This window comes from Streptomyces sp. NPDC006339, assembly GCF_040612775.1.
GTDB lineage: Bacteria > Actinomycetota > Actinomycetes > Streptomycetales > Streptomycetaceae > Streptomyces.
The window spans coordinates 71,517-90,253 of the sequence record NZ_JBEXQW010000036.1; the positions used below are offsets into that span (position 1 = coordinate 71,517).

Here is an 18,737-nt window from a genome sequence, read left to right on the forward strand (position 1 = left end):
GCTTTGTTCCCGTGGGAGTACGAGCCGTCGCGTTCCCGTGCGTGGACGAGCCGCCGCCCGGGCTCCGGGTGAGGGGGAGGGGGCCGGGCGGGACTTTCCGGACACGGCCTAGCGCCTGGCCTCCGTCGCGCGGGCGACGGCCAGGGCCGTGGCGGCGCTCGCGAGGCCGAGGACGGCGCCGGCGGCGACGTCGCCGGGGTAGTGGACGCCGGTGTGGACACGGGAGTAGCCGACGGCGCTCGCGAGGGCGCCGAGCGGGACCGCCGCCGCCGGGAGGACCACGCCGACCGCCGTGGCGAAGGCGACCGCCGAGGCGGTGTGGCCCGACGGGAAGGACGCCGAGGTGGGCATCGGGACATGGCGGTCGACGGTGACCCGCGCCGCCTCGCGGTCCGGGCGGGCCCGCCGTACCAGCCGTTTCCCCAGCAGGTTCGCGGAGGCCGAGGCCAGGGCGACGGCCCCGACGCCCACGACCGCCGCCGTGCGGGGCCGGCCGCCGAACAGGGCGAGGACGGCGGCGACCGACAGGGAGATCTTGGAGTGGTCCGCCGTGTGGGAGAGACGGCGCAGCGTCCGGTCGAGGGTCGGCGTGGGGGTCGCGGCCACCGCCGCGTACAGCGCGCCGTCCACCGCGCGCAGGTCCGAGAGGACGGCGCGGACGGTCGAGCCGTCGCCGGGTGCGCTCCCGGGCGCGGGGGCGGGCACGGCGTCGGGTGCGCTCCCGGGCACGGCCTCGGGCGTGGCATCGGGTGTGGATTCGTTCATCGGGTCTCTCCTCGGTGGCCGAAGGCCAGGGCGACGATGCGGCGCCACCTCAGGGGCGGGGCGGGCGGCACGGTCCCGGGCCGGTCGCGCGGGACGCGGACACGCAGGGCCCGCGGCCGCAGGGTGCAGACGACGGGGGTGGGCAGGACCAGGGCCTCGCCGTCGACCGCCACGGGCAGCGTGGCGGTGTCGGCGGTGACCTCGACCCGGCGGGCGGCCAGGATGTTCAGGCCGGGGGACTGCGCGCCGCGGACGGCGACTTCGGCCGCCTGCGCGGCGCCCTCCACCCGGACGGCGAGGACCCCCAGGACACCCCGGTCCAGCCGGGGCCGCCGCCCCGCGCCGAACGGGTCGGTGGCGTCGTACGGGTTGTTGCTGACCAGCAGGGCCTGCTGGGCCGAGAGCGTCGTCCCGTCGACGACCGCGTCGAGCCGCCGGCCGTCCTCGCCCGTCAGCAGGTCGGGCATCACGTTGAGGGCCGTCCCCGTCTTGGCGTCGCGGTACTCGGGCCGTCGCACGACGTCCGCGTACACCCCGAACGAGACGGTGTTCACGAACGCCCGCCCCCCGACGTCGCCGAGGTCCACCCGCAGCTCCTCGCCGTCGGTGAGGGCGTCGAGGCAGCGGGCCGGGTCGTCGCGGTCGAGCCCCAGGTCCATGGCGAAGTGGTTGCGGGTGCCGGCGCTGACGACCAGGAACGGAAGGTCGTGCTCCGCCGCCACCGCCGCCACCAGGGCCTGCGTCCCGTCACCGCCGGCCACTCCGAGCAGGTCGGCGCCCTCGGCGACGGCCCGGCGGGCGAGCGCGGTGACGTCCACCTCCTCCGACGCCGCACGGGAGTCCTGCCCCGGCTCGCCGGAGTCCTCCTCCGGATCACCGGAACCCTCCGCCGTCTCGCCGGAGCCCTCCGTCCCGTCGTCCAGCAGGACGACGCGTGCCCCGAGCCGCTCGGCGTACTCGACGAGGCCGAAGCGTTCCACCTTGCCGCCGCCCGACCGGGGGTTCATCAGGAGCACGGGGTGCCGCGGCCGGGGCGCGGGCGTGGCCGCCCTCGGCGGGTGGGGCCGCCGCAGGGCCGCGCGGCCGGCGAGCAGGGCCGCCGCCCACAGGCCGACCGCGGTGAGCGCGGCCGGCCACAGACCACGGTCGACGTAGAGCAGCAGCACCCCGACGGGCGTCCCGAGCGCCAGCAGCGCCCCGAGGAACCGCACCGGCCCCCGGTGCGCCAGGAACCACCACGTACCCGCCCCGCACAGAACGAGCCCCACCAGTCCGAGGCCGACGATCAGCAGGCCCCCGCTCCCGAACGGCACGAACAGCGAGACGACCGCCGCCACCGCGCACAGCAGCGCGAGCCGCGCGAGCAGGCGCGCCCGCGCCGCCACGGCCACCGGTTCCTTCACCGTCACCGTCCGTCTCTCCATGTCCCGGCCCCTCCCCACTCTCGGCCCCCAGCCTGCTACCCGCCGGCACGCGACACAGTCCCCGCACGCCCGTTCGGGTGAGGACGTCCCTTCGGGTGAGCACGTCTCCGGACAGCTCCGCCCGCGCGGCCGGATACCGATTGTGGTGCGGCCGGAGAGCCGACAAGATCGCTGGGGTGCACGAAGACGCGAAGCTCTCCGACGGAGTCGTCACCCTCTCACCGCTGGGCCCGGCCGAGCCGGATCCGGCCCCCGCACTCCACCGCCCCCGCCCCGGCCAACCGTGGCGCGCCCAGGGCCCCTCACAGGTCTTCGGCATCAGGGCCGGGCGGGTCGTCGGCGCCCTCGAACTGCGCCCGGCGGCCACCGGGTTCGCCCACGGGGACGTCGAGCTGTCCTACGCCCTCCTGCCGGACGCCCGCGGCCGCGGCTTCGCCACCCGGGCCGTCCGCCTGGCCTGCGCCCACGCCCGTGCCCAGGGCGCCCGCCGCGCCGTGATCCTGGTCCCCGCCGCCGACTCCGCCGACTCCGGCCCCTCGGGCGCCGTCGCCCGGCGCGCCGGCTTCGTCCGGCGCGGCCAGATCAGCCACGCCGACGGCACCCTCTGGGACTGGTACGTGCGGTCTCTGGCGCGCCCCTGAACGACTGCCCGGGGCGCGGCTCAGGCCAGGATCCCGCTGCCGTGCGGCGCGTACAGGTCGAGCAGCCTGACCCGGGTCACGTGCAGACGGTGGGCCAGGATCTGGCCCACCCAGAACATCACGGAGGCGCCGAACTCCGGATCCGTGCGGCACATCGACCGGACGGCCGACCCGTCGAACTCGTACGCCCTGACCGGCGTCGCCGCCTCCGCGCCCGACTGGCACAGATACGGCGGGAACAGCCACGACAGGCCCACCAGCTCGCCGTGCCGCAGCGTCTCGATGACCGGCCTGCCCCGGCCCGGCACCTTGGCGTCCAGACTGATCGCGCCCGTCTTCACGATCCAGAACCGGTCGGCGCGGTCCTGCTCCTCGAAGAGCCGGTCGCCCGCCTCGAAGTACACGTCCTCGGCGAAGGCCATCAGCCGCTCCCGGTGCTCGCGCGGCAGGGTGCTGACCTTGGGTGCGGCGCTGCTCATGACGGACCTCCTCGGACCTGCGCTGCGGTGCGTCCGCCTCCAGTGTCCGCCCGCCGCGCGCCGCGCGCAGGCACCACGCGGCCCGGACCCCGCCCGTCCGCCGGACGCCGTACGCCCACGGCGCCCGCACCCCCCGAACGGCCGGTGGCGGGCCGCTCACCGGCCGCATACCGTGTCCTCCGGCACGGCCCGGCCCGCACCGACGGCCGATCGGGGCGGGCCGGGCCGTCACGCCGTCCGGGCCGTCACGGGCCGCGAGGCCGGCGCCGGCGCACGCGACCGAAGGTCACGCCGGGCCGCCCCCGGGCGCGGCGGAGGCGACGCCGGCGCTGCCCGCGATCAGCACCGCCGGCGGGTCGGTCCGGGGACGCCCGGGCATCGGCACCGGGGCCTCCTCGTACAGGGCGAAGAAGCAGTCCAGGCGCGTGCCCGTGGGCGGGTCGCCGCGCTCGGAGGTGAGGAGGAAGACGGTCTCGCCGGCCACCGGTTCGGGTCGCGCGGCCCGGGACCGCGCGAAGCGCGGCGGGCTGTCGAGTCCGGCGGCGAGCCAGCCGTCGATGTCGGCCTCCAGCGCCGCGGCCTGGCCGTCGAGCGCGTGCCGCCGGTACCAGGCGGCGCCCTCCTGCCGTATCCGCAGCAGCAGCGCCCGGTCGGCCCCGTCCGGCGCCCGGACCGTGCCGTCGTCGGCCTGCCGGGCCCGGAAGCGGTTCACCAGCGGGATGAGCGAGTCCGTGAGCACGGCGCCCTCGGCGCGCAGGCACTCCGGTACGGCGGTGGCGGTGGCGGCGATGGGAGGCTCCCTCCTCGGCGACGGCAGGTGGACCGGCCGGATCGTGCGCTGATCCAGGGGTGGGAAAGATCCAAGCAACCCGGAGGCGCCCGGGGCAAGCCCCCTTCGCCGTCGTCCCGCATGCCGGTCACCCGCGACCGTCACCGGCCGGTCCGCGCCGTCCGGCGGGCCCGCGCCCTCCGGCGTGCGCCCGTCCGGCGGAGGGCGGAGCATGAACGTGAGAAGAGGGAGGGAGCGGCAAGCGGGGGGCGGTGACCCAGGAGGGTGTCATGTCCGTCCCGGACGGCGGCGACGCGCTCGTCGTGCTGAAAGACGTCGACAAGCACTTCGGCACGCTCCATGTGCTCCAGTCCATCGACCTCACGATCCACCGCGGGGAGGTCGTGGTCGTCATCGGACCCTCCGGGTCCGGCAAGTCCACCCTCTGCCGCGCCATCAACCGCCTGGAGACCATCGACTCCGGCACCATCGTCATCGACGGCAAGCCGCTGCCGGACGAGGGACGGGAACTGGCGGCGCTCCGCGCGGACGTCGGCATGGTCTTCCAGTCCTTCAACCTCTTCGCGCACAAGACCGTCCTGGAGAACGTCACCCTCGGCCAGATCAAGGTCCGCAAGAAGGACCGCGGAAAGGCCGAGGAGCGCGCCCGGACCCTCCTCGACCGGGTCGGGGTCGGCACGCAGGCGGACAAGTACCCGGCGCAGCTCTCCGGCGGTCAGCAGCAGCGGGTCGCGATCGCCCGCGCGCTCGCGATGGACCCGAAGGTCATGCTCTTCGACGAGCCGACCTCGGCGCTCGACCCGGAGATGATCAACGAGGTCCTGGAGGTGATGCAGCAGTTGGCCCGGGACGGCATGACGATGGTGGTCGTCACCCACGAGATGGGCTTCGCCCGGTCCGCCGCCAACCGTGTCGTCTTCATGGCGGACGGGCGGATCGTCGAAGCGGCCCCACCGGACGAGTTCTTCAGCAACCCGCGCAGCGAGCGCGCCAAGGACTTCCTGTCGAAGATCCTGCACCACTGAAACCCGCACGACTGAATCCCGCACCACAGATACCGCACCACTGAGGCCCATGAGCCCGATCCGCCCGTATCCCCGTTGGGGTGATGACCATGAACCCGCTCAGGAACCGCAGGCTCGCCGCGACCGCGGCGGCCGCGGTCGTCCTCTCCTTCACCGGTACGGCGTACGCCGCCGGCCTGCCGGCCGACCACGGGGGCGACAAGATCACCATCGGCATCAAGTACGACCAGCCCGGCATCGGCCTCAAGACGCCGGACGGCACGTACACCGGCTTCGACGTCGACGTGGCCACGTACGTCGCCAGGGAACTCGGCCACGAACCCTCCGACATCGAGTGGAAGGAGGCCAAGAGCGCCGACCGCGAGACGCTGCTCCAGCGCGGCGACGTGGACTTCATCGCGGCCTCGTACTCGATCAACGACAAGCGGGCCGAGAAGGTCGACTTCGCGGGGCCCTATCTGCTGGCCCACCAGGACGTGCTGATCCGCGCCGACGACGACTCCATCAAGCAGCCCTCCGACCTCAACAACAAGCGGCTGTGCTCGGTCACCGGCTCCACCTCCGCGCAGAACGTCAAGGACAAGATCGCCCCGGACGCCCAGCTCCAGGAGTACGGCGGCTATTCCGAGTGCCTGACCGGACTCGAGAACGGTGTCATCGACGCCCTCACCACGGACGACTCGATCCTCGCCGGATACGCCTCGCAGGACGCGTTCAAGGGCAAGTTCAAGCTCGGCGGCTTCAAGCTCAGCAACGAGAACTACGGCATCGGCGTCCAGAAGGGCAGCGACCTCAAGGACAAGATCAATAAGGCGCTGGAGAAGATGGTCGCCGACGGATCCTGGGACAAGGCCGTGCAGAAGAACTTCGGCCCGGCGAACTACAAGAACGAACCCGCCCCGAAGATCGGCACCGTGGTGAAGTGAACGGGCCGGCGACGTGTTCGACTTCCTCGAAGGCTACGACCTGCCGGGAGCGTTCTGGACGACCGTCCAGTTGACCGTCTACTCCGGAATCGGCTCCCTGGTGTGGGGGACGCTGCTGGCCGCCATGCGCGTCAGCCCCGTCCCCCTCATGCGGGGCTTCGGCACGGTCTACGTCAACATCGTCCGCAACATCCCGCTCACCGTCATCATCGTCTTCACCTCCCTCGGCCTCTTCCAGACCCTCGGCGTGAACCTGGGCGCCAAGGACTTCATGGTCATCAACTTCCGCCTCGCGGTGCTCGGACTCACCGCGTACACGGCGGCGTTCGTGTGCGAGGCGCTGCGCTCCGGCATCAACACCGTCCCGCTCGGCCAGGTCGAGGCGGCCCGCGCCATCGGACTGAACTTCACCCAGACCCTGCGGCTGATCGTCCTGCCGCAGGCATTCCGCTCCGTCGTCGGCCCGCTCGCCAACGTCCTGATCGCCCTGACCAAGAACACCACCGTCGCCGCCGCCATCGGCGTCGCCGAAGCCGCACTGCTCATGCGGGAGATGATCGAGAACGAGGCCCAGCTCATCCTCATCTCCGCGATCTTCGCCGTCGGCTTCCTCTGCCTCACCCTGCCCACCGGCCTGATCCTCGGCCAGGTCGCCAAGAAGGTGGCGGTGAAACGGTGAAGACCAGACCCGCCGTCCTCTACGACGTCCCCGGCCCGCGGGCCCGCCGCCGGAACCTCCTCTACACCCTGGTCTTCCTCGTCGCCCTCGGCCTCCTCCTCTGGTGGGTGGCGCGGAGCCTCGCCGACAAGAACCAGCTCGACTGGTCCAAGTGGGAGCCCTTCTTCACCGACTCCCGGGTCTGGACCACCTACGTCCTTCCGGCCCTGAAGAACACCGTGATCGCCGCCGCGCTCGCCATGGTCATCGCCCTGCCGCTCGGCGCGCTCTTCGGCATCGGCCGGCTCTCCGACCACCGCTGGGTACGGATGGGCGCCGGCACCGTCGTGGAGTTCTTCCGCGCCATCCCGGTCCTGATCCTGATGCTCTTCGCCAACGCGGCCTACTCCGAGTTCACCGACATCAGCCCCGAGACGCGCCCGTTGTACGCGGTCGTCACCGGCCTCGTCCTCTACAACGGGTCCGTCCTCGCCGAGGTGGTCCGCGCCGGCATCCTCGCCCTCCCGGCCGGCCAGACCGACGCCGCGAAGGCGATCGGCATGCGCAAGGGCCAGACCATGACGTACGTGCTGCTGCCCCAGTCGGTCACGGCGATGCTGCCCGCGCTCGTCAGCCAGCTCGTCGTCATCGTCAAGGACACGGCCCTGGGCGGCGCGATGCTCGGCTTCTCCGAACTCCTCGCCTCGGTCCGCCCGATGAGCGCCAACTACGGCGCCAACACGATCGCGAGCTTCACCGTGGTCGCCGTCGTCTTCGTGGCCCTCAACTTCCTGCTCACCTCCTTCGCCGCCTGGCTGGAGGCCCGGCTGCGCCGCGCCAAGAAGTCCACGGGCGCCGTGGTCGGCGCCGACGCGGTGGAGGAACTGGCGGCGCCGGGGGAGCACGGACAGGCGGGCGGAGGTGGCGGCGGCGGAGGACGGACGTAGGGCCGTCGTGGGCCGCGCGTGGGGGTGCGCCGGTTCGACGGCACCCGGGCGGCGCAGACCGAGGAACGCGCCGACACCGTGCCGTACGGGGCGACCGGGCTGCACACGGTCACAGTGACCGTCGACGCCGCCGGATGACCACCCGAGCCGCCAGCGGATGAACCGGGCCGCCCGGCGGCGCACCATGAAGACATGGACGCCACCCCGGCCCCTGCCCCCGGCGCCCCGGACCGCGACCCCCACGCCGCCCCGTCCGGCCCGCGCGCCACCCCGTCCGGCCCGCGCGCCACCCCGGCCCACGGCCCGCGCGCCACCCCGGCCAACGACGCCTCGCCCCAGGCCCGCGCCACCCCGGACCCGACCTCCGCCACCCCGGTCGCCGCGCACGCCACCCCGGCCCGGGACCCCGCCACCCCAGCCCCGGCCCCGGCCCCGCCTCGCGCCACCCGCGCTCCTTCGACCGTCGCCGCCCCGGACCTCCGGGACGTCAGCGCGCCGGGCCGGCTCGCCGGGGCCGACGAGGGCATCAGCGGGGCGGAGCTGGGCCTCGCCGCCCGTAACCACGGGCTGCCCCTCGAAGCGCTGCGCTACGACACCACCCCGCCCGGCCTCCACTACGTCCTGGTCCACTACGACATCCCCGACACCACCGCCGACGACTGGCGGCTCACCGTCGGCGGGCGGGTCCGCCGCCCCCTCTCCCTGGACCTCGCCGCCCTGCGCGCACGCCCGGCCGTCACCCACCGGGTCACCCTGGAGTGCGCGGGCAACGGCCGGGCCCGGCTCGCCCCGCGCCCGATCAGCCAGCCCTGGCTCGTCGAGGCGGTCGGTACCGCCGACTGGACCGGAGTCCCGCTGGCCGCGCTGCTGGCCGAGGCGGGGGTCGAGGAGGACGCCGTCGAGGCCGTCTTCACCGGCGCCGACCACGGCGTCGAACGCGGCACCGAACAGGACTACCGGCGGGCCCTGCCGCTGACGGTCGCCGCCCACCCCGCCCGGGACGTGCTCGTGGCGTACGCCATGAACGGCGCTCCGCTGCCGCCCCAGCACGGCCACCCGCTGCGCCTGGTCGTGCCCGGCTGGTACGGCATGGCCTCGGTGAAGTGGCTGCGCGACATCACGGTCACCGACACCCCGTTCACCGGCTTCCAGCAGACCGTCGCCTACCGCTACCGGCAGGGCCCCGACGACCCGGGCGAGCCGGTCGACGTCGTCGCGCCGCGCGCCCTGATGATCCCGCCCGGCTTCCCCGACTTCCTGTCCCGCACCCGCGTCGTCCGCCCGGGCCCCGTCCCGCTCGCCGGCCGCGCCTGGTCCGGGCACGGCTCGGTGGTCCGGGTGGAGCTCAGCACGGACGGGGAGGAGACCTGGACCGACACCGAGGTGACCGCCGACCCGGCGCGGCCCTGGGCCTGGGCCGCGTGGCGCACGACCTGGACGGCGCGCCCCGGCCCGTACCGGCTGACCGTCCGCGCCACCGACGCCGCCGGGCACACCCAGCCGCTCGTCGCGCCCTGGAACCGGGGCGGTTTCGGGAACAACCTCGTGCAACGGGTCGACGTGGTCTGCCTCACGTAGCGCCCGCGTGCCTCGGGAGGGCGGCGGGCCCCGGGATAGAGTCGACCCGGGACGTCCACCGCACACCACCGCAGCACCGAGGAGCATTCCGTGACCGACCCGGAGACCAACGCCCTGCAGCAGCAGATCGCCCGGGAGCTCGAGGTCTCCGAGACCTTCGACCCGCGCGCGGAGATCGAGCGCCGGGTGGCCTTCCTCGCCGAGCGCCTCACCTCCACCGGGCTGCGCTGCCTGGTCCTCGGCATCAGCGGCGGTGTCGACTCCACCACCGCGGGACGGCTCTGCCAGCTCGCCGTCGAGCGGGCCCGCGCGGCCGGTCACGACGCCACCTTCTACGCCATGCGCCTGCCCTACGGCGTCCAGGCCGACGAGCACGACGCCCAGCTCGCGCTCGGCTTCATCCAGGCCGACGAGCTGCTCACGGTGGACATCAAGCCGGCCAGTGACGCCGCCCTCGACGCCACCCGCGCCGCCGGGGTCGTCTTCCGCGACGACCACCACCAGGACTTCGTGCACGGCAACATCAAGGCCCGCCAGCGGATGATCGCCCAGTACGCGGTCGCGGGCGCCCACAACGGCCTGGTGGTCGGCACCGACCACGCCGCCGAGGCCGTCTCCGGCTTCTTCACCAAGTACGGCGACGGCGCCGCCGACGTCGTCCCGCTCACCGGCCTCACCAAGCGCCGCGTCCGCGCCGTCGCGGCCGAGCTCGGCGCCCCCGCCGAGCTGGTCTGGAAGACGCCGACCGCCGACCTGGAGACCCTCGACCCGGGCAAGCCCGACGAGGACGCGCTCGGCGTCACGTACGACGAGATCGACGACTTCCTGGAGGGCAAGCCGGTCGGCGAGGCCGCCTTCGCCTCGATCGTGCGCCGCTACGAGCTGACCGAGCACAAGCGCCGCCTCCCGATCGCCCCCTGACCGCACCGGCGCCTCGGCGCCGGGGCCCGTGCCCGGTCCGTACGTCACCCTCGGCGTGTCCGCACCCGAGGGTGACAGGCAAAGGACCATCCGGCCGTTTCCGCGTGGCGGGGACGGCCGGTCGTCGTGCGGGTGGTGTGCCCTGAGAGGACGTCAGCAGACGGTCCACCGAAGGGAGCACCACCCGTGTTGTTCGGCAGCACCCCGGCATACAGCAGTTTCTCGGTCGACGACCTCGACGCCGCCCGCGCCTTCTACGGCGACACGCTGGGCCTCCAGGTCGGCGAGGAGGGGACCGGGGACATGCGCATGCTGTTCCTCACCCTCGCCGGCGGGGCCAAGGTCCTCGTCTATCCGAAGGGCGACCAGCACGCCCCGGCGAGCTTCACCGTCCTGAACTTCCCGGTCGACGACATCGACGCGGCCGTCGCCGCGCTGAAGGACAAGGGCGTCGAGTTCCAGCGGTACCCCGGCTTCGACGCCGACGACCAGGGCGTCGTCCGCAACACGGGCGGCGACGGCCCCACGGCCATCGCCTGGTTCACCGACCCGGCGAAGAACGTCCTGGCCGTCCTCCAGGAGTGAGGACCGCCGCCGAGCGCCCGGCGGACGGTCAGTCCGCTGAACTGCGTTCTGCGTCATGACCCTTGTGGGGTGGGGCGGCGGTGCGGTATCTCTCCGTTAGGAAAGTTTCCTTCCAGTCCATCGTTCGCGGAGACCCCCATGACTTCGGCACGATCGGTACGTATAGGCGGCGGCGCTCTGGGCGCCGCCGCCCTCGCCACCCTCCTCATCGGCCTCAGCGCACCACCGCCCGCCGCGGCGGCCCCCACCGCTCCCGCCGGCCCCACCGCCGCCGTGGTCCACGAGGCCGAGAACGCCACCGTCTCGCAGGGCGTGGTCGAGTCCAACCACACCGGATTCACCGGCAGCGGCTTCGTCAACTACCACAACACCACCGGCGGTCACGTCGAGTGGAAGGTCGACGCCGCAGCCGCCGGCACCGGCACGCTGACCCTGCGGTACGCCAACGGCGGCACCGTCGGCCGGCCCATGGACATCACGGTCAACGGCACCCTCGTCGCCGACGAGAAGGCGTTCGCCCCCACCGGCGCCTGGACCACCTGGTCCACCACCAGCCTGACCGCCGCCCTCCGGGCCGGCACCAACACCGTCCGCGCCACCGCCACCACCGCGAACGGCGGCCCCAACGTCGACCACCTCGCCGTCGACACCGCCACCACCCCGCCGCCCGCCACCGGCACCCCCATCGCCGTCAACGGTCAGCTCAAGGTCTGCGGCACCAAGCTCTGCAACCGCTACGACAAGCCGATCCAGTTGCGCGGCATGTCCAGTCACGGCACCCAGTGGTACGCGCAGTGCCTCACCACCGGCTCCCTCGACGCCCTCGCCAAGGACTGGAACGCCGACGTCCTCCGCGTCTCCACCTATGTCCAGGAGGGCGGCTACGAGACCGACCCGCGCAAGTACACCGACCTGGCCTCCAGCCTGATCGAGCAGGCCACCGCGCGCGGCATGTACGTGATCGTCGACTGGCACATGCTCGACCCCGGCGACCCGTACGCCAACCTCGCCCGCGCGAAGACCTTCTTCACCGAGATCGCCCAGCGCCACGGCACCAAGACCAACCTGCTCTACGAGATCGCCAACGAGCCCAGCGGCGTCGCGTGGTCCCGGATCCGGTCCTACGCCGAGGAGCTGATCCCGGTCATCCGCGCCAAGGACCCGGAGGCCCCCGTCCTCGTCGGCACCCGCGCCTGGTCCTCCTTCGGCGTCTCCGAGGGCGGCAGCGAGGCCGAGGTGGTCGCCGACCCGGTGAAGGCCGCCAACATCATGTACACCTTTCACTTCTACGCGTACTCCCACCGTGACGAGTACCTGAACACCCTCTCCCGCGCCGCCGACAAGCTGCCCGTCTTCGTCACCGAGTTCGGCACCCAGAACTACGCGGGCGAGGGCGCCGACGACTTCGCGATGAGCCAGAGGTACCTGGACCTCATGGCCGCCAAGAAGATCAGTTGGGTCAACTGGAACTACTCCGACGACCACCGCAGCGGCGCCGTGTTCAAGAGCGGCACCTGCGCGAACAACGGGCCGTGGACCGGGACCACCTCCCTCAAGCCCGCCGGGGTGTGGATCCGCGACCGGATCAGGACGCCGGACGCCTTCCCCACCTCCTGACCGGTGAGCCGGTGAGCCGGTGAACCGGTCTCCTCGGCGGGCGAGGCCGTGATCCCGCCGACCCCCTGAAGCGGTGCGCACCCCCGCCTTGTGATCCACTGTCCTGGCGGGGGTGTCACGAACAGGAGCAGTCAGCGTGTCCACGTACCGTCAGCCCGGACTCGTCCTCACGGACCGCCGGTTCACCGTCCCCCTCGACCACGAACGCCCCGACGGCGCGTCGATCGAGATCTACGGACGCGAGATCGTCGCGAGCGACAAGGCCGGCCGGACCGACCTGCCCTGGCTGCTGTACCTGGAGGGCGGGCCCGGCTTCGGCGCCCGCCGCTTCATCGGCCGGCAGGCGTGGCTCGGCCGGGCGGTCCAGGAGTTCCGGGTCCTCCTGCTCGACCAGCGCGGCACGGGGAACTCCACCCCGGCCAACCGGCAGACTCTGCCGCTGCGCGGCACCCCGCGCGAGCAGGCCGACTACCTCGCCCACTTCCGCGCCGACTCCATCGTCAAGGACTGCGAACGGATCCGCCGGGAGGTCACCGGCGGCGCCCCCTGGACCGTCCTCGGCCAGAGCTTCGGCGGCTTCTGCGCCACCCACTACCTCGGCGCCGCCCCCGAGGGCCTCGCCACCGTCCTCGTCACCGGCGGCCTGCCCTCCCTGCACGCCACCGCCGACGAGGTCTACCGGGCCGCCTACCCCCGCGTCCGGCGCAAGAACGAGGACCACTACGCCCGCCACCCCGAGGACGTCGAACGGGTCCGCCGGATCGCCGCCCACCTCCACGAACACCGGGTCACCCTGCCCGGCGGCGGACTGCTCACCCCGGAGGTCTTCCAGTCCCTCGGCATCCTCCTCGGCGGCGGCACCGGCACCCACCAGTTGCACCTGCTCCTGGAGGACGCCTTCGTCCCCACCCCGGCCGGCCACGCCCTCTCCGACGCCTTCCTCGAAGGCGTCCAGGCCCAGCTCTCCTACGCCGGACACCCCCTCTACGCCGTCCTCCACGAGGCCATCTACGCCCAGGGGCCGAGCCGCGGGCACGGGCCGACCGACTGGGCCGCCGAACGCGTCCGCGCCGAATTCCCCGAGTTCGACGCCGCCAAAGCACTCACCGGCGAGGACCCCGTCCTCTTCACCGGCGAGACGATCCACCCCTGGCACTTCACCACCGACCCGGCCCTGCGCCCGCTGCGCGAGACCGCCGAGCACCTCGCCGCGCGCACCGACTGGCCCCCGCTCTACGACCCCGCGCGGCTCGCCGCCAACGAAGTGCCGGTCGCCGCCGCCGTCTACCACGACGACATGTACGTCGACACCGCCCACTCCCTGGAGACCGCGCGGGCGATCCGGGGGCTGCGCACCTGGGTCACCGACGAGTTCGAGCACGACGGCGTGCGGGCCGGCGGGCCGCGCGTCCTGGACCGGCTGCTCGCCCTGGCCCGCGGCGAACTCTGAACCGCGGCTACCCGGCGAGCGTGTGCAGGACCTTCTCCGTCATCCGCCGGAGGGCGGCGCGGTCCGTGGTGCCGGGGCCCGGCCGGGCCACCCCGGCGCAGGGGCACACCGCTCGGAATCCTCCGTTCCGAGCGGGAGCGATCCGCGCGCACGGGGATAGGATTCGCGGCGCGATCGACGGCGATCCACCGGGCGACGGCCGGAGCACAGGGGGCCCAATGGCACACCGCGGGATCCCCGCGCCCGCGTCCGGACGCGAGCTGAAGTTCCGGGCCCTGGTCGCCCAGCTCCGCCGCGGCATGCTCGACGGCACCTGGCCGCCGGGCAGCAAACTCCCCACCGAACGGGCCCTGGCCGCCGAGACCGGCGTGTCGGTGACCACCGTCCGCCGCGCCTACGAGGACCTGGTCGCCCTCGGTCTGGTCGAACGCCGCCAGGGCGCCGGCACCTTCGCCGCCCCGCGCACCGAGGAGGAGCGGCCCGACCGCAGGGTGGTCGGCGTCCTCGTCCCCGACACCGCCTTCTACTACCCGCGCGTGCTCCACGGCATCGAGCAGGAGCTCACCGCCGCCGGCGCCCGGCTGGTCCTCGCCTGCTCCCACTACGACCCCGCCGAGGAGGACGCCGCCGTCGCGCGCCTGCTGACCGCCGGCGTCCACGGCCTGCTCCTCGTCCCCACCCTGCACACCGCCACCGATCCCGGGCGGCGGGCCGAGGAACTGCTCGCCCTGCCCGTGCCCGCCGTCCTCGTCGAACGGCGGCTCGCCGCCCACGGCCCCGGCGACCCGACCGAGCACGTGTGCACCGACCACGAGGGCGGAGCCTACGACGCCGTCCGCCATCTGCGGGCCCTCGGGCACCGGCGGCTCGGTCTGGTGGTGCGCTCCGACGCGCCCACCACCGCCCCCATCGAGTCCGGCTTCGCCCGCGCCGTCGCCGACCTCGGCCTGCCCGCGCCCCACCGCCAGAGCGACGTGATGGGGGAGTGGAACCCGGAGCGCGCCGACCGGGCCGTGGCCGCCCTGCGCGAGGCCGGGGTCAGCGCCGCCCTCTGCTTCGGAGACCGCGAGGCCGCGCTCGTGCTCGCCGCCGCCCGCCGGGCCGGACTGCGGGTCCCCGAGGACCTCGCCCTGATCAGCTACGACAACGAGTTCGCCGACGTCGCCGAGACCCCGCTGACGGCGGTGTCGCCGCCCAAGTTCCAGGTCGGCAGGCTGGCGGCGCAGATCCTGCTGCGCCGGCTCGCCGAGGGCGACGCCTCCCCGCTGCACCAGGTGCAGCTACGGCCACGGCTCGTCGTCCGCGCCTCCTGCGGGGCGGCCCGCGACGGCCTCCCGCACAAAAGTCCAAGCGGTGCTCACTGATTGCTCATGGTGCGCGCGGCCCACGGAGGATAGACATCCGTCCGGAGCCCCGAGAGAGGAAACCGGACGCCATGACCACCCATGTCGCCACCGAGATCGCCGGTCAGCCCGACTGCTGGCGCCGCGCCGCGGACCTCGCCGCCGAACGGGCCGGACTGCTGCCCCGCCCCGGTGAGCGGATCGCCGTCGTCGGCTGCGGCACCTCGTACTTCATCGCCCGCTCCTACGCGGCGCTGCGCGAGTCCCTGGGCGCGGGCGAGACCGACGCCTTCCCGGCCTCCGACCCGACCCCGCTCGGCCGCCGCTACGACCGGATCGTCGCCCTGACCCGCTCCGGCACGACGACGGAGGTCGCCGGTCTGCTCGACGGCGCCGCCGGCCGGATCCCGACCCTCGTCCTCACGGCGGGACCGGACAGCCCCGCGGCACGCCGGGCCGACGCGGTCCTCGACCTCGCCTTCGCCGACGAACGCTCCGTCGTCCAGACCCGGTTCCCCACCACCGCCCTCCAACTGCTGCGCGCCGGACTCGGCGTCGACCTCGGCCCGTCGATCACGGACGCCGAACTCGTCCTGTACGAGCCGCTGCCCGCCGCCTGGACGGCGCACCGCCAGTTCACCTTCCTCGGCACCGGCTGGACCGTCGGCCTCGCCGACGAGGCCGCGCTCAAGCTGCGCGGGGCCGCCCGTGCCTGGGCGGAGTCGTACCCGGCGATGGAGTACCGCCACGGCCCCATCGGCATCAGCGATCGCGGCAGCCTCGTGTGGTGCGTCGGCCCCGTCCCGCCCGGTCTCGCCGACGAGGTCCTCGCCACCGGCGCCCGGTTCGTCGCCGACGCCGTCGACCCGGTCGCCGCCCTGGTGCGCGCCCAGCGCCTCGCCGTCGCCCTCGCCGGCCGGCGCGGCCTCAACCCCGACCGGCCCCGCAACCTGACCCGTTCGGTGATCCTCGCCGGCGCCCGCTGAGCCGCCCGCAGCGCAGCAGCGCCGCCGAGCCGCCGAGCCGCCGAATCCCCGAACTCCCGGGCTGCCGGGCCGTATTCTGCGGCCATGATCGAGAAGACCGAACAGGACCTGCCGCAGCTCGAGGAGATGCCCTCCGACTGGCAGCGCGCCCTCGCCGTCGTCGCCCACCCCGACGACCTCGAATACGGCTGCGCCGCCGCCGTCGCGGCCTGGACCGATGCCGGCAAGGAGGTCACGTACCTGCTCGTCACGCGCGGCGAGGCGGGCATCGACGGCCTCGACCCGGCCGCCTGCGCCCCGCTGCGCGAGCGGGAGCAGCAAGACAGCGCGGCGATCGTGGGCGTGGAGGCCGTGGAGTTCCTCGACCACAAGGACGGCGTGATCGAGTACGGGCCCGGGCTGCGCCGCGACATCGCCGCGGCCGTCCGGCGCCACCGGCCCGAGCTCGTCATCACCCTCAACCACCGCGACACCTGGGGCCCCGAGCCCGGCGGCTTCTGGAACACCCCCGACCACCGCGCCGTCGGCCGCGCCACCCTGGACGCGGCGGCGGACGCGGGCAACCGCTGGATCTTCCCCGAGCTGACCGAGCAGGGCCTCGCGCCCTGGAACGGGGTCCGCTGGGTGGCCGTCGCCGGCACCCACCTCCCGACCCACGCCGTCGACGCCCGCCCGGGCCTGGAACGCGCCACCCGCTCGCTCCTCGCCCACCGCACGTACATCGAGGCGCTGACCGACCAGGACGCGGAGGCGTACTGCCGCGACTTCGTCGCCGAGTCGACCGCCCGCGCCGCGGCCCGCTTCGGCGGACGCCCGGCGGTGGCGTTCGAGCTGTTCCCCCGCTGACGCCCCCGGCCGGTCTCCCCGGGCCGGTCCACCGACGCCTCTCCCTCCGGGGCGCGCACGGCATCGGGGAGCCGAACCCCTGACGCGCCCTCAGCGCCGGCGGAAGCGGTCGAGCAGGCGCCTGCCGGCGGCCGGGGGTGGGCCGGGCGGCGGCGGGTGACCGTTCCGTGGGGAGCGGGGGCCGGGAAGGCCGGGCCGGTCGGGCACGGGTACTCCGACGGACTCCGCGAGCTCGCGGAGCTGGGCGCCGGTCAGGCGACCGGAGACGTTCTCCACGGCATACGCCACGAGGTCCCGCAGTCCCGCCTCGTGCAGGGAACGCACGAAGCCCATGAACAGCTCCGGGAACATCCACCGGGCGCCCCGCACGACGGCCCGTGCCTCGGCCCGGAGGCCCCGGGCCTCCAGAGCCCGCAGCAGCGCGATCACCTCGGCGGTCGGCTGCTGCCGCGAGCAGTCCTCCAGGGCCTCCTCCACCTGGGCCGCCAGGCCCGCGCGGGACAAGGTGGTGAGGGCGTCGATCCGGTCCAGCGACCAGGCGCCGCCCGCGACGATGCTCCTGACGCTCGGGGCGGGCAGGCCCTCCACCGGCCGGCCCGAGGCTTCCAGGAAAGCGTGCAGGACCTTCTGGTCGACCGGCATCCGCGCCGCCCGCAACCGCGGAAGCTGCTCCACCGCCCGTTCCGGCGCGGTCTCGGCCAGCCGGTGCAGCAGGAGCACCGCGACCTCGTGCTCGCCGCCCTCGTGCAGCGCGCGCAGCAACCCCGCGAACTCCGCCCCCCGCGCCGCGCCGCACCACCCGTCCAGGAGGGCGAGCCGCGGCCGGCTCACCCCCTCCAGAGCCCTGACCAACCGGGCCCGCAGCATGACGTCGTCCGCCACGGCGGCCAGCACCCGCCCCGAGTCCTGCACGGAGCCGTCCGCTTCGAGCCGGGCCAGCAGCGCGGCCACGCTCTCGGCCGAACGCCGCGGCACCACCCGGCGCAGCAGCGCCTCCGCGTCCAGGGGGCGGCCCATCGCGCGCAGGGCGGCGACGAGTGCGGGGGTCTCCTCGATCGGCCGGTCGACCGCCGCCTGCTCGAAGAGATGCCGCAGCGCCCCCTCGTGCCCTTCCGCGTGGAGCAGTTCGGCGAGCGCCACGACCTGCGCGGTGTCGAGCCTGCCGCTCGCGACGGTCAGGACCCGCTCGGCACGGTCGCCCATGCCGGCCGTCCCCAGGGCGGCGCACAGTCCGGCGAGGCCGCGGACCGTGGGCGCCTGATCGGCCGCCGCCCGCAGCAGCGCGTCCGTCTCGGCCGCGCGCCCCGCCTCGTCGGCGACGCGCAGCACCCGGATCAGGCCCGGGGGCTCCTGGGCGACGGCCGGGAACCACCGGAGGTAGAGGTCGAACGCCTCGCCCACCCGGCCGAGGGAACGCAGCGCGTCGGCGAGCCTGGCCGCCTCCCGGGGCGACGAGACGGCCGGCGCCGCAAGGACCCGACCGGCCTGCTCGTCCAACTGCGCCGACCACAAGGCGCCGGCCAGCCCGAGCACCGCCTCGGTGGTGCCCAGCGTGTCGATCACCGCCGTCAGGAGGTCCTCGGCCGCCTCCTCGGTCGCACCCCCGGCGGAGCCGGCGTCCTCGTACAACAGGCGGAGGGTGCCGGCCACGTCCTCCGGCGCCTCGGCCTCGCGGCTCGCGTAGCCGAGGCCGATGAGGGCGGCGGAGAGCTGCTCGGTCCAGGGGGCGGGTCCGGTGGCGGCGCGCTGCTGGCCG

The 18,737-nt window shown here is 74.3% G+C and carries 17 protein-coding genes and 1 pseudogene; 13 read left to right on the forward strand and 5 right to left on the reverse strand.

Going from position 1 to position 18,737, the window contains the following annotated elements; all coding sequences use genetic code 11:
* Positions 1 to 108 precede the first annotated feature (108 nt).
* On the reverse strand, positions 109 to 765 hold the full coding sequence (locus tag ABZ135_RS26740) for a phosphatase PAP2 family protein (RefSeq protein ID WP_356698913.1): 657 nt from the start codon (positions 763 to 765) through the stop codon (positions 109 to 111).
* Positions 762 to 2,189, reverse strand: a complete 1,428-nt coding sequence (locus ABZ135_RS26745) for a diacylglycerol kinase family protein (protein ID WP_356698915.1) — start codon at positions 2,187 to 2,189, stop codon at positions 762 to 764. Before ABZ135_RS26745 ends, ABZ135_RS26740 begins: the two co-directional genes overlap by 4 nt.
* 176 nt (positions 2,190 to 2,365) lie before the next feature.
* Between ABZ135_RS26745 and ABZ135_RS26750 the strand changes: the two genes are divergently transcribed.
* A complete protein-coding gene (locus ABZ135_RS26750) occupies positions 2,366 to 2,830 on the forward strand; it encodes a GNAT family protein (RefSeq protein WP_356698916.1) in 465 nt (154 codons plus the stop codon).
* 20 nt (positions 2,831 to 2,850) lie between these two features.
* On the opposite strand, the gene ABZ135_RS26755 is transcribed toward ABZ135_RS26750, so the two are convergent.
* Positions 2,851 to 3,309 (reverse strand): cyclic nucleotide-binding domain-containing protein, encoded by a 459-nt coding sequence (locus ABZ135_RS26755; RefSeq protein WP_356698918.1) that lies wholly within the window; start codon positions 3,307 to 3,309, stop codon positions 2,851 to 2,853.
* 286 nt (positions 3,310 to 3,595) lie between these two features.
* Positions 3,596 to 4,048, reverse strand: a complete 453-nt coding sequence (locus ABZ135_RS26760; RefSeq protein ID WP_356698920.1) for a hypothetical protein — start codon at positions 4,046 to 4,048, stop codon at positions 3,596 to 3,598.
* A gap of 320 nt (positions 4,049 to 4,368) precedes the next feature.
* Between ABZ135_RS26760 and ABZ135_RS26765 the strand changes: the two genes are divergently transcribed.
* From ABZ135_RS26765 to ABZ135_RS26820, 12 genes are all read left to right on the forward strand, one after another.
* Positions 4,369 to 5,124 carry an amino acid ABC transporter ATP-binding protein gene (locus ABZ135_RS26765; protein WP_356698922.1) on the forward strand — a complete coding sequence of 252 codons (756 nt, stop codon included), beginning with the start codon at positions 4,369 to 4,371 and terminating at the stop codon, positions 5,122 to 5,124.
* Positions 5,125 to 5,213: 89 nt separating this feature from the next.
* Positions 5,214 to 6,050 carry a glutamate ABC transporter substrate-binding protein gene (locus ABZ135_RS26770; protein ID WP_356698924.1) on the forward strand — a complete coding sequence of 279 codons (837 nt, stop codon included), beginning with the start codon at positions 5,214 to 5,216 and terminating at the stop codon, positions 6,048 to 6,050.
* A 13-nt stretch (positions 6,051 to 6,063) separates the two neighbouring features.
* On the forward strand, positions 6,064 to 6,729 hold the full coding sequence (locus tag ABZ135_RS26775; RefSeq protein ID WP_356698925.1) for an amino acid ABC transporter permease: 666 nt from the start codon (positions 6,064 to 6,066) through the stop codon (positions 6,727 to 6,729).
* Positions 6,726 to 7,655, forward strand: a complete 930-nt coding sequence (locus ABZ135_RS26780) for an amino acid ABC transporter permease (RefSeq protein ID WP_356698927.1) — start codon at positions 6,726 to 6,728, stop codon at positions 7,653 to 7,655. The genes ABZ135_RS26775 and ABZ135_RS26780 overlap by 4 nt, the downstream gene beginning before the upstream one ends.
* Positions 7,656 to 7,847: 192 nt before the next feature.
* Complete coding sequence (locus tag ABZ135_RS26785; RefSeq protein ID WP_356698929.1) at positions 7,848 to 9,233, forward strand: sulfite oxidase; 1,386 nt, start codon at positions 7,848 to 7,850, stop codon at positions 9,231 to 9,233.
* 90 nt (positions 9,234 to 9,323) lie between these two features.
* Positions 9,324 to 10,154, forward strand: a complete 831-nt coding sequence (gene nadE / locus ABZ135_RS26790; RefSeq protein WP_356698931.1) for an ammonia-dependent NAD(+) synthetase — start codon at positions 9,324 to 9,326, stop codon at positions 10,152 to 10,154.
* Between the two features lie 189 nt (positions 10,155 to 10,343).
* The gene (locus ABZ135_RS26795; protein WP_356698944.1) at positions 10,344 to 10,739 is read left to right on the forward strand and encodes a VOC family protein; all 396 of its coding nucleotides are present in this window, start codon (positions 10,344 to 10,346) and stop codon (positions 10,737 to 10,739) included.
* Positions 10,740 to 10,877: 138 nt separating this feature from the next.
* Positions 10,878 to 12,356 carry a cellulase family glycosylhydrolase gene (locus tag ABZ135_RS26800; RefSeq protein ID WP_356698932.1) on the forward strand — a complete coding sequence of 493 codons (1,479 nt, stop codon included), beginning with the start codon at positions 10,878 to 10,880 and terminating at the stop codon, positions 12,354 to 12,356.
* Between the two features lie 136 nt (positions 12,357 to 12,492).
* Positions 12,493 to 13,806, forward strand: coding sequence for an alpha/beta fold hydrolase (locus ABZ135_RS26805; RefSeq protein ID WP_356698934.1), 1,314 nt, complete (start codon positions 12,493 to 12,495; stop codon positions 13,804 to 13,806).
* A 218-nt stretch (positions 13,807 to 14,024) separates the two neighbouring features.
* Positions 14,025 to 15,170 carry a substrate-binding domain-containing protein gene (locus ABZ135_RS26810; protein WP_356698936.1) on the forward strand — a complete coding sequence of 382 codons (1,146 nt, stop codon included), beginning with the start codon at positions 14,025 to 14,027 and terminating at the stop codon, positions 15,168 to 15,170.
* A 71-nt stretch (positions 15,171 to 15,241) separates the two neighbouring features.
* Positions 15,242 to 16,135 (forward strand): SIS domain-containing protein, encoded by an 894-nt coding sequence (locus ABZ135_RS26815; protein ID WP_356698937.1) that lies wholly within the window; start codon positions 15,242 to 15,244, stop codon positions 16,133 to 16,135.
* An 84-nt stretch (positions 16,136 to 16,219) separates the two neighbouring features.
* Positions 16,220 to 16,981 (forward strand): PIG-L deacetylase family protein, encoded by a 762-nt coding sequence (locus ABZ135_RS26820; RefSeq protein ID WP_356698939.1) that lies wholly within the window; start codon positions 16,220 to 16,222, stop codon positions 16,979 to 16,981.
* A gap of 1,665 nt (positions 16,982 to 18,646) precedes the next feature.
* Here ABZ135_RS26820 and ABZ135_RS26825 read toward each other — a convergent pair.
* Positions 18,647 to 18,737 (reverse strand): annotated as a pseudogene (locus ABZ135_RS26825) (Holliday junction branch migration protein RuvA); the annotation flags it as partial.

Coding starts and splice junctions, on each gene's coding strand:
- ABZ135_RS26745 (WP_356698915.1), bottom strand. CDS start 2,189: ATGGAGAGACGGACGGTGACGGTGAAGGAACCGGTGGCCGTGGCGGCG.
- ABZ135_RS26740 (WP_356698913.1), bottom strand. CDS start 765: ATGAACGAATCCACACCCGATGCCACGCCCGAGGCCGTGCCCGGGAGC.
- ABZ135_RS26820 (WP_356698939.1), top strand. CDS start 16,220: ATGATCGAGAAGACCGAACAGGACCTGCCGCAGCTCGAGGAGATGCCC.
- ABZ135_RS26770 (WP_356698924.1), top strand. CDS start 5,214: ATGAACCCGCTCAGGAACCGCAGGCTCGCCGCGACCGCGGCGGCCGCG.
- ABZ135_RS26815 (WP_356698937.1), top strand. CDS start 15,242: ATGACCACCCATGTCGCCACCGAGATCGCCGGTCAGCCCGACTGCTGG.
- ABZ135_RS26785 (WP_356698929.1), top strand. CDS start 7,848: ATGGACGCCACCCCGGCCCCTGCCCCCGGCGCCCCGGACCGCGACCCC.
- ABZ135_RS26755 (WP_356698918.1), bottom strand. CDS start 3,309: ATGAGCAGCGCCGCACCCAAGGTCAGCACCCTGCCGCGCGAGCACCGG.
- ABZ135_RS26800 (WP_356698932.1), top strand. CDS start 10,878: ATGACTTCGGCACGATCGGTACGTATAGGCGGCGGCGCTCTGGGCGCC.
- ABZ135_RS26765 (WP_356698922.1), top strand. CDS start 4,369: ATGTCCGTCCCGGACGGCGGCGACGCGCTCGTCGTGCTGAAAGACGTC.
- ABZ135_RS26810 (WP_356698936.1), top strand. CDS start 14,025: ATGGCACACCGCGGGATCCCCGCGCCCGCGTCCGGACGCGAGCTGAAG.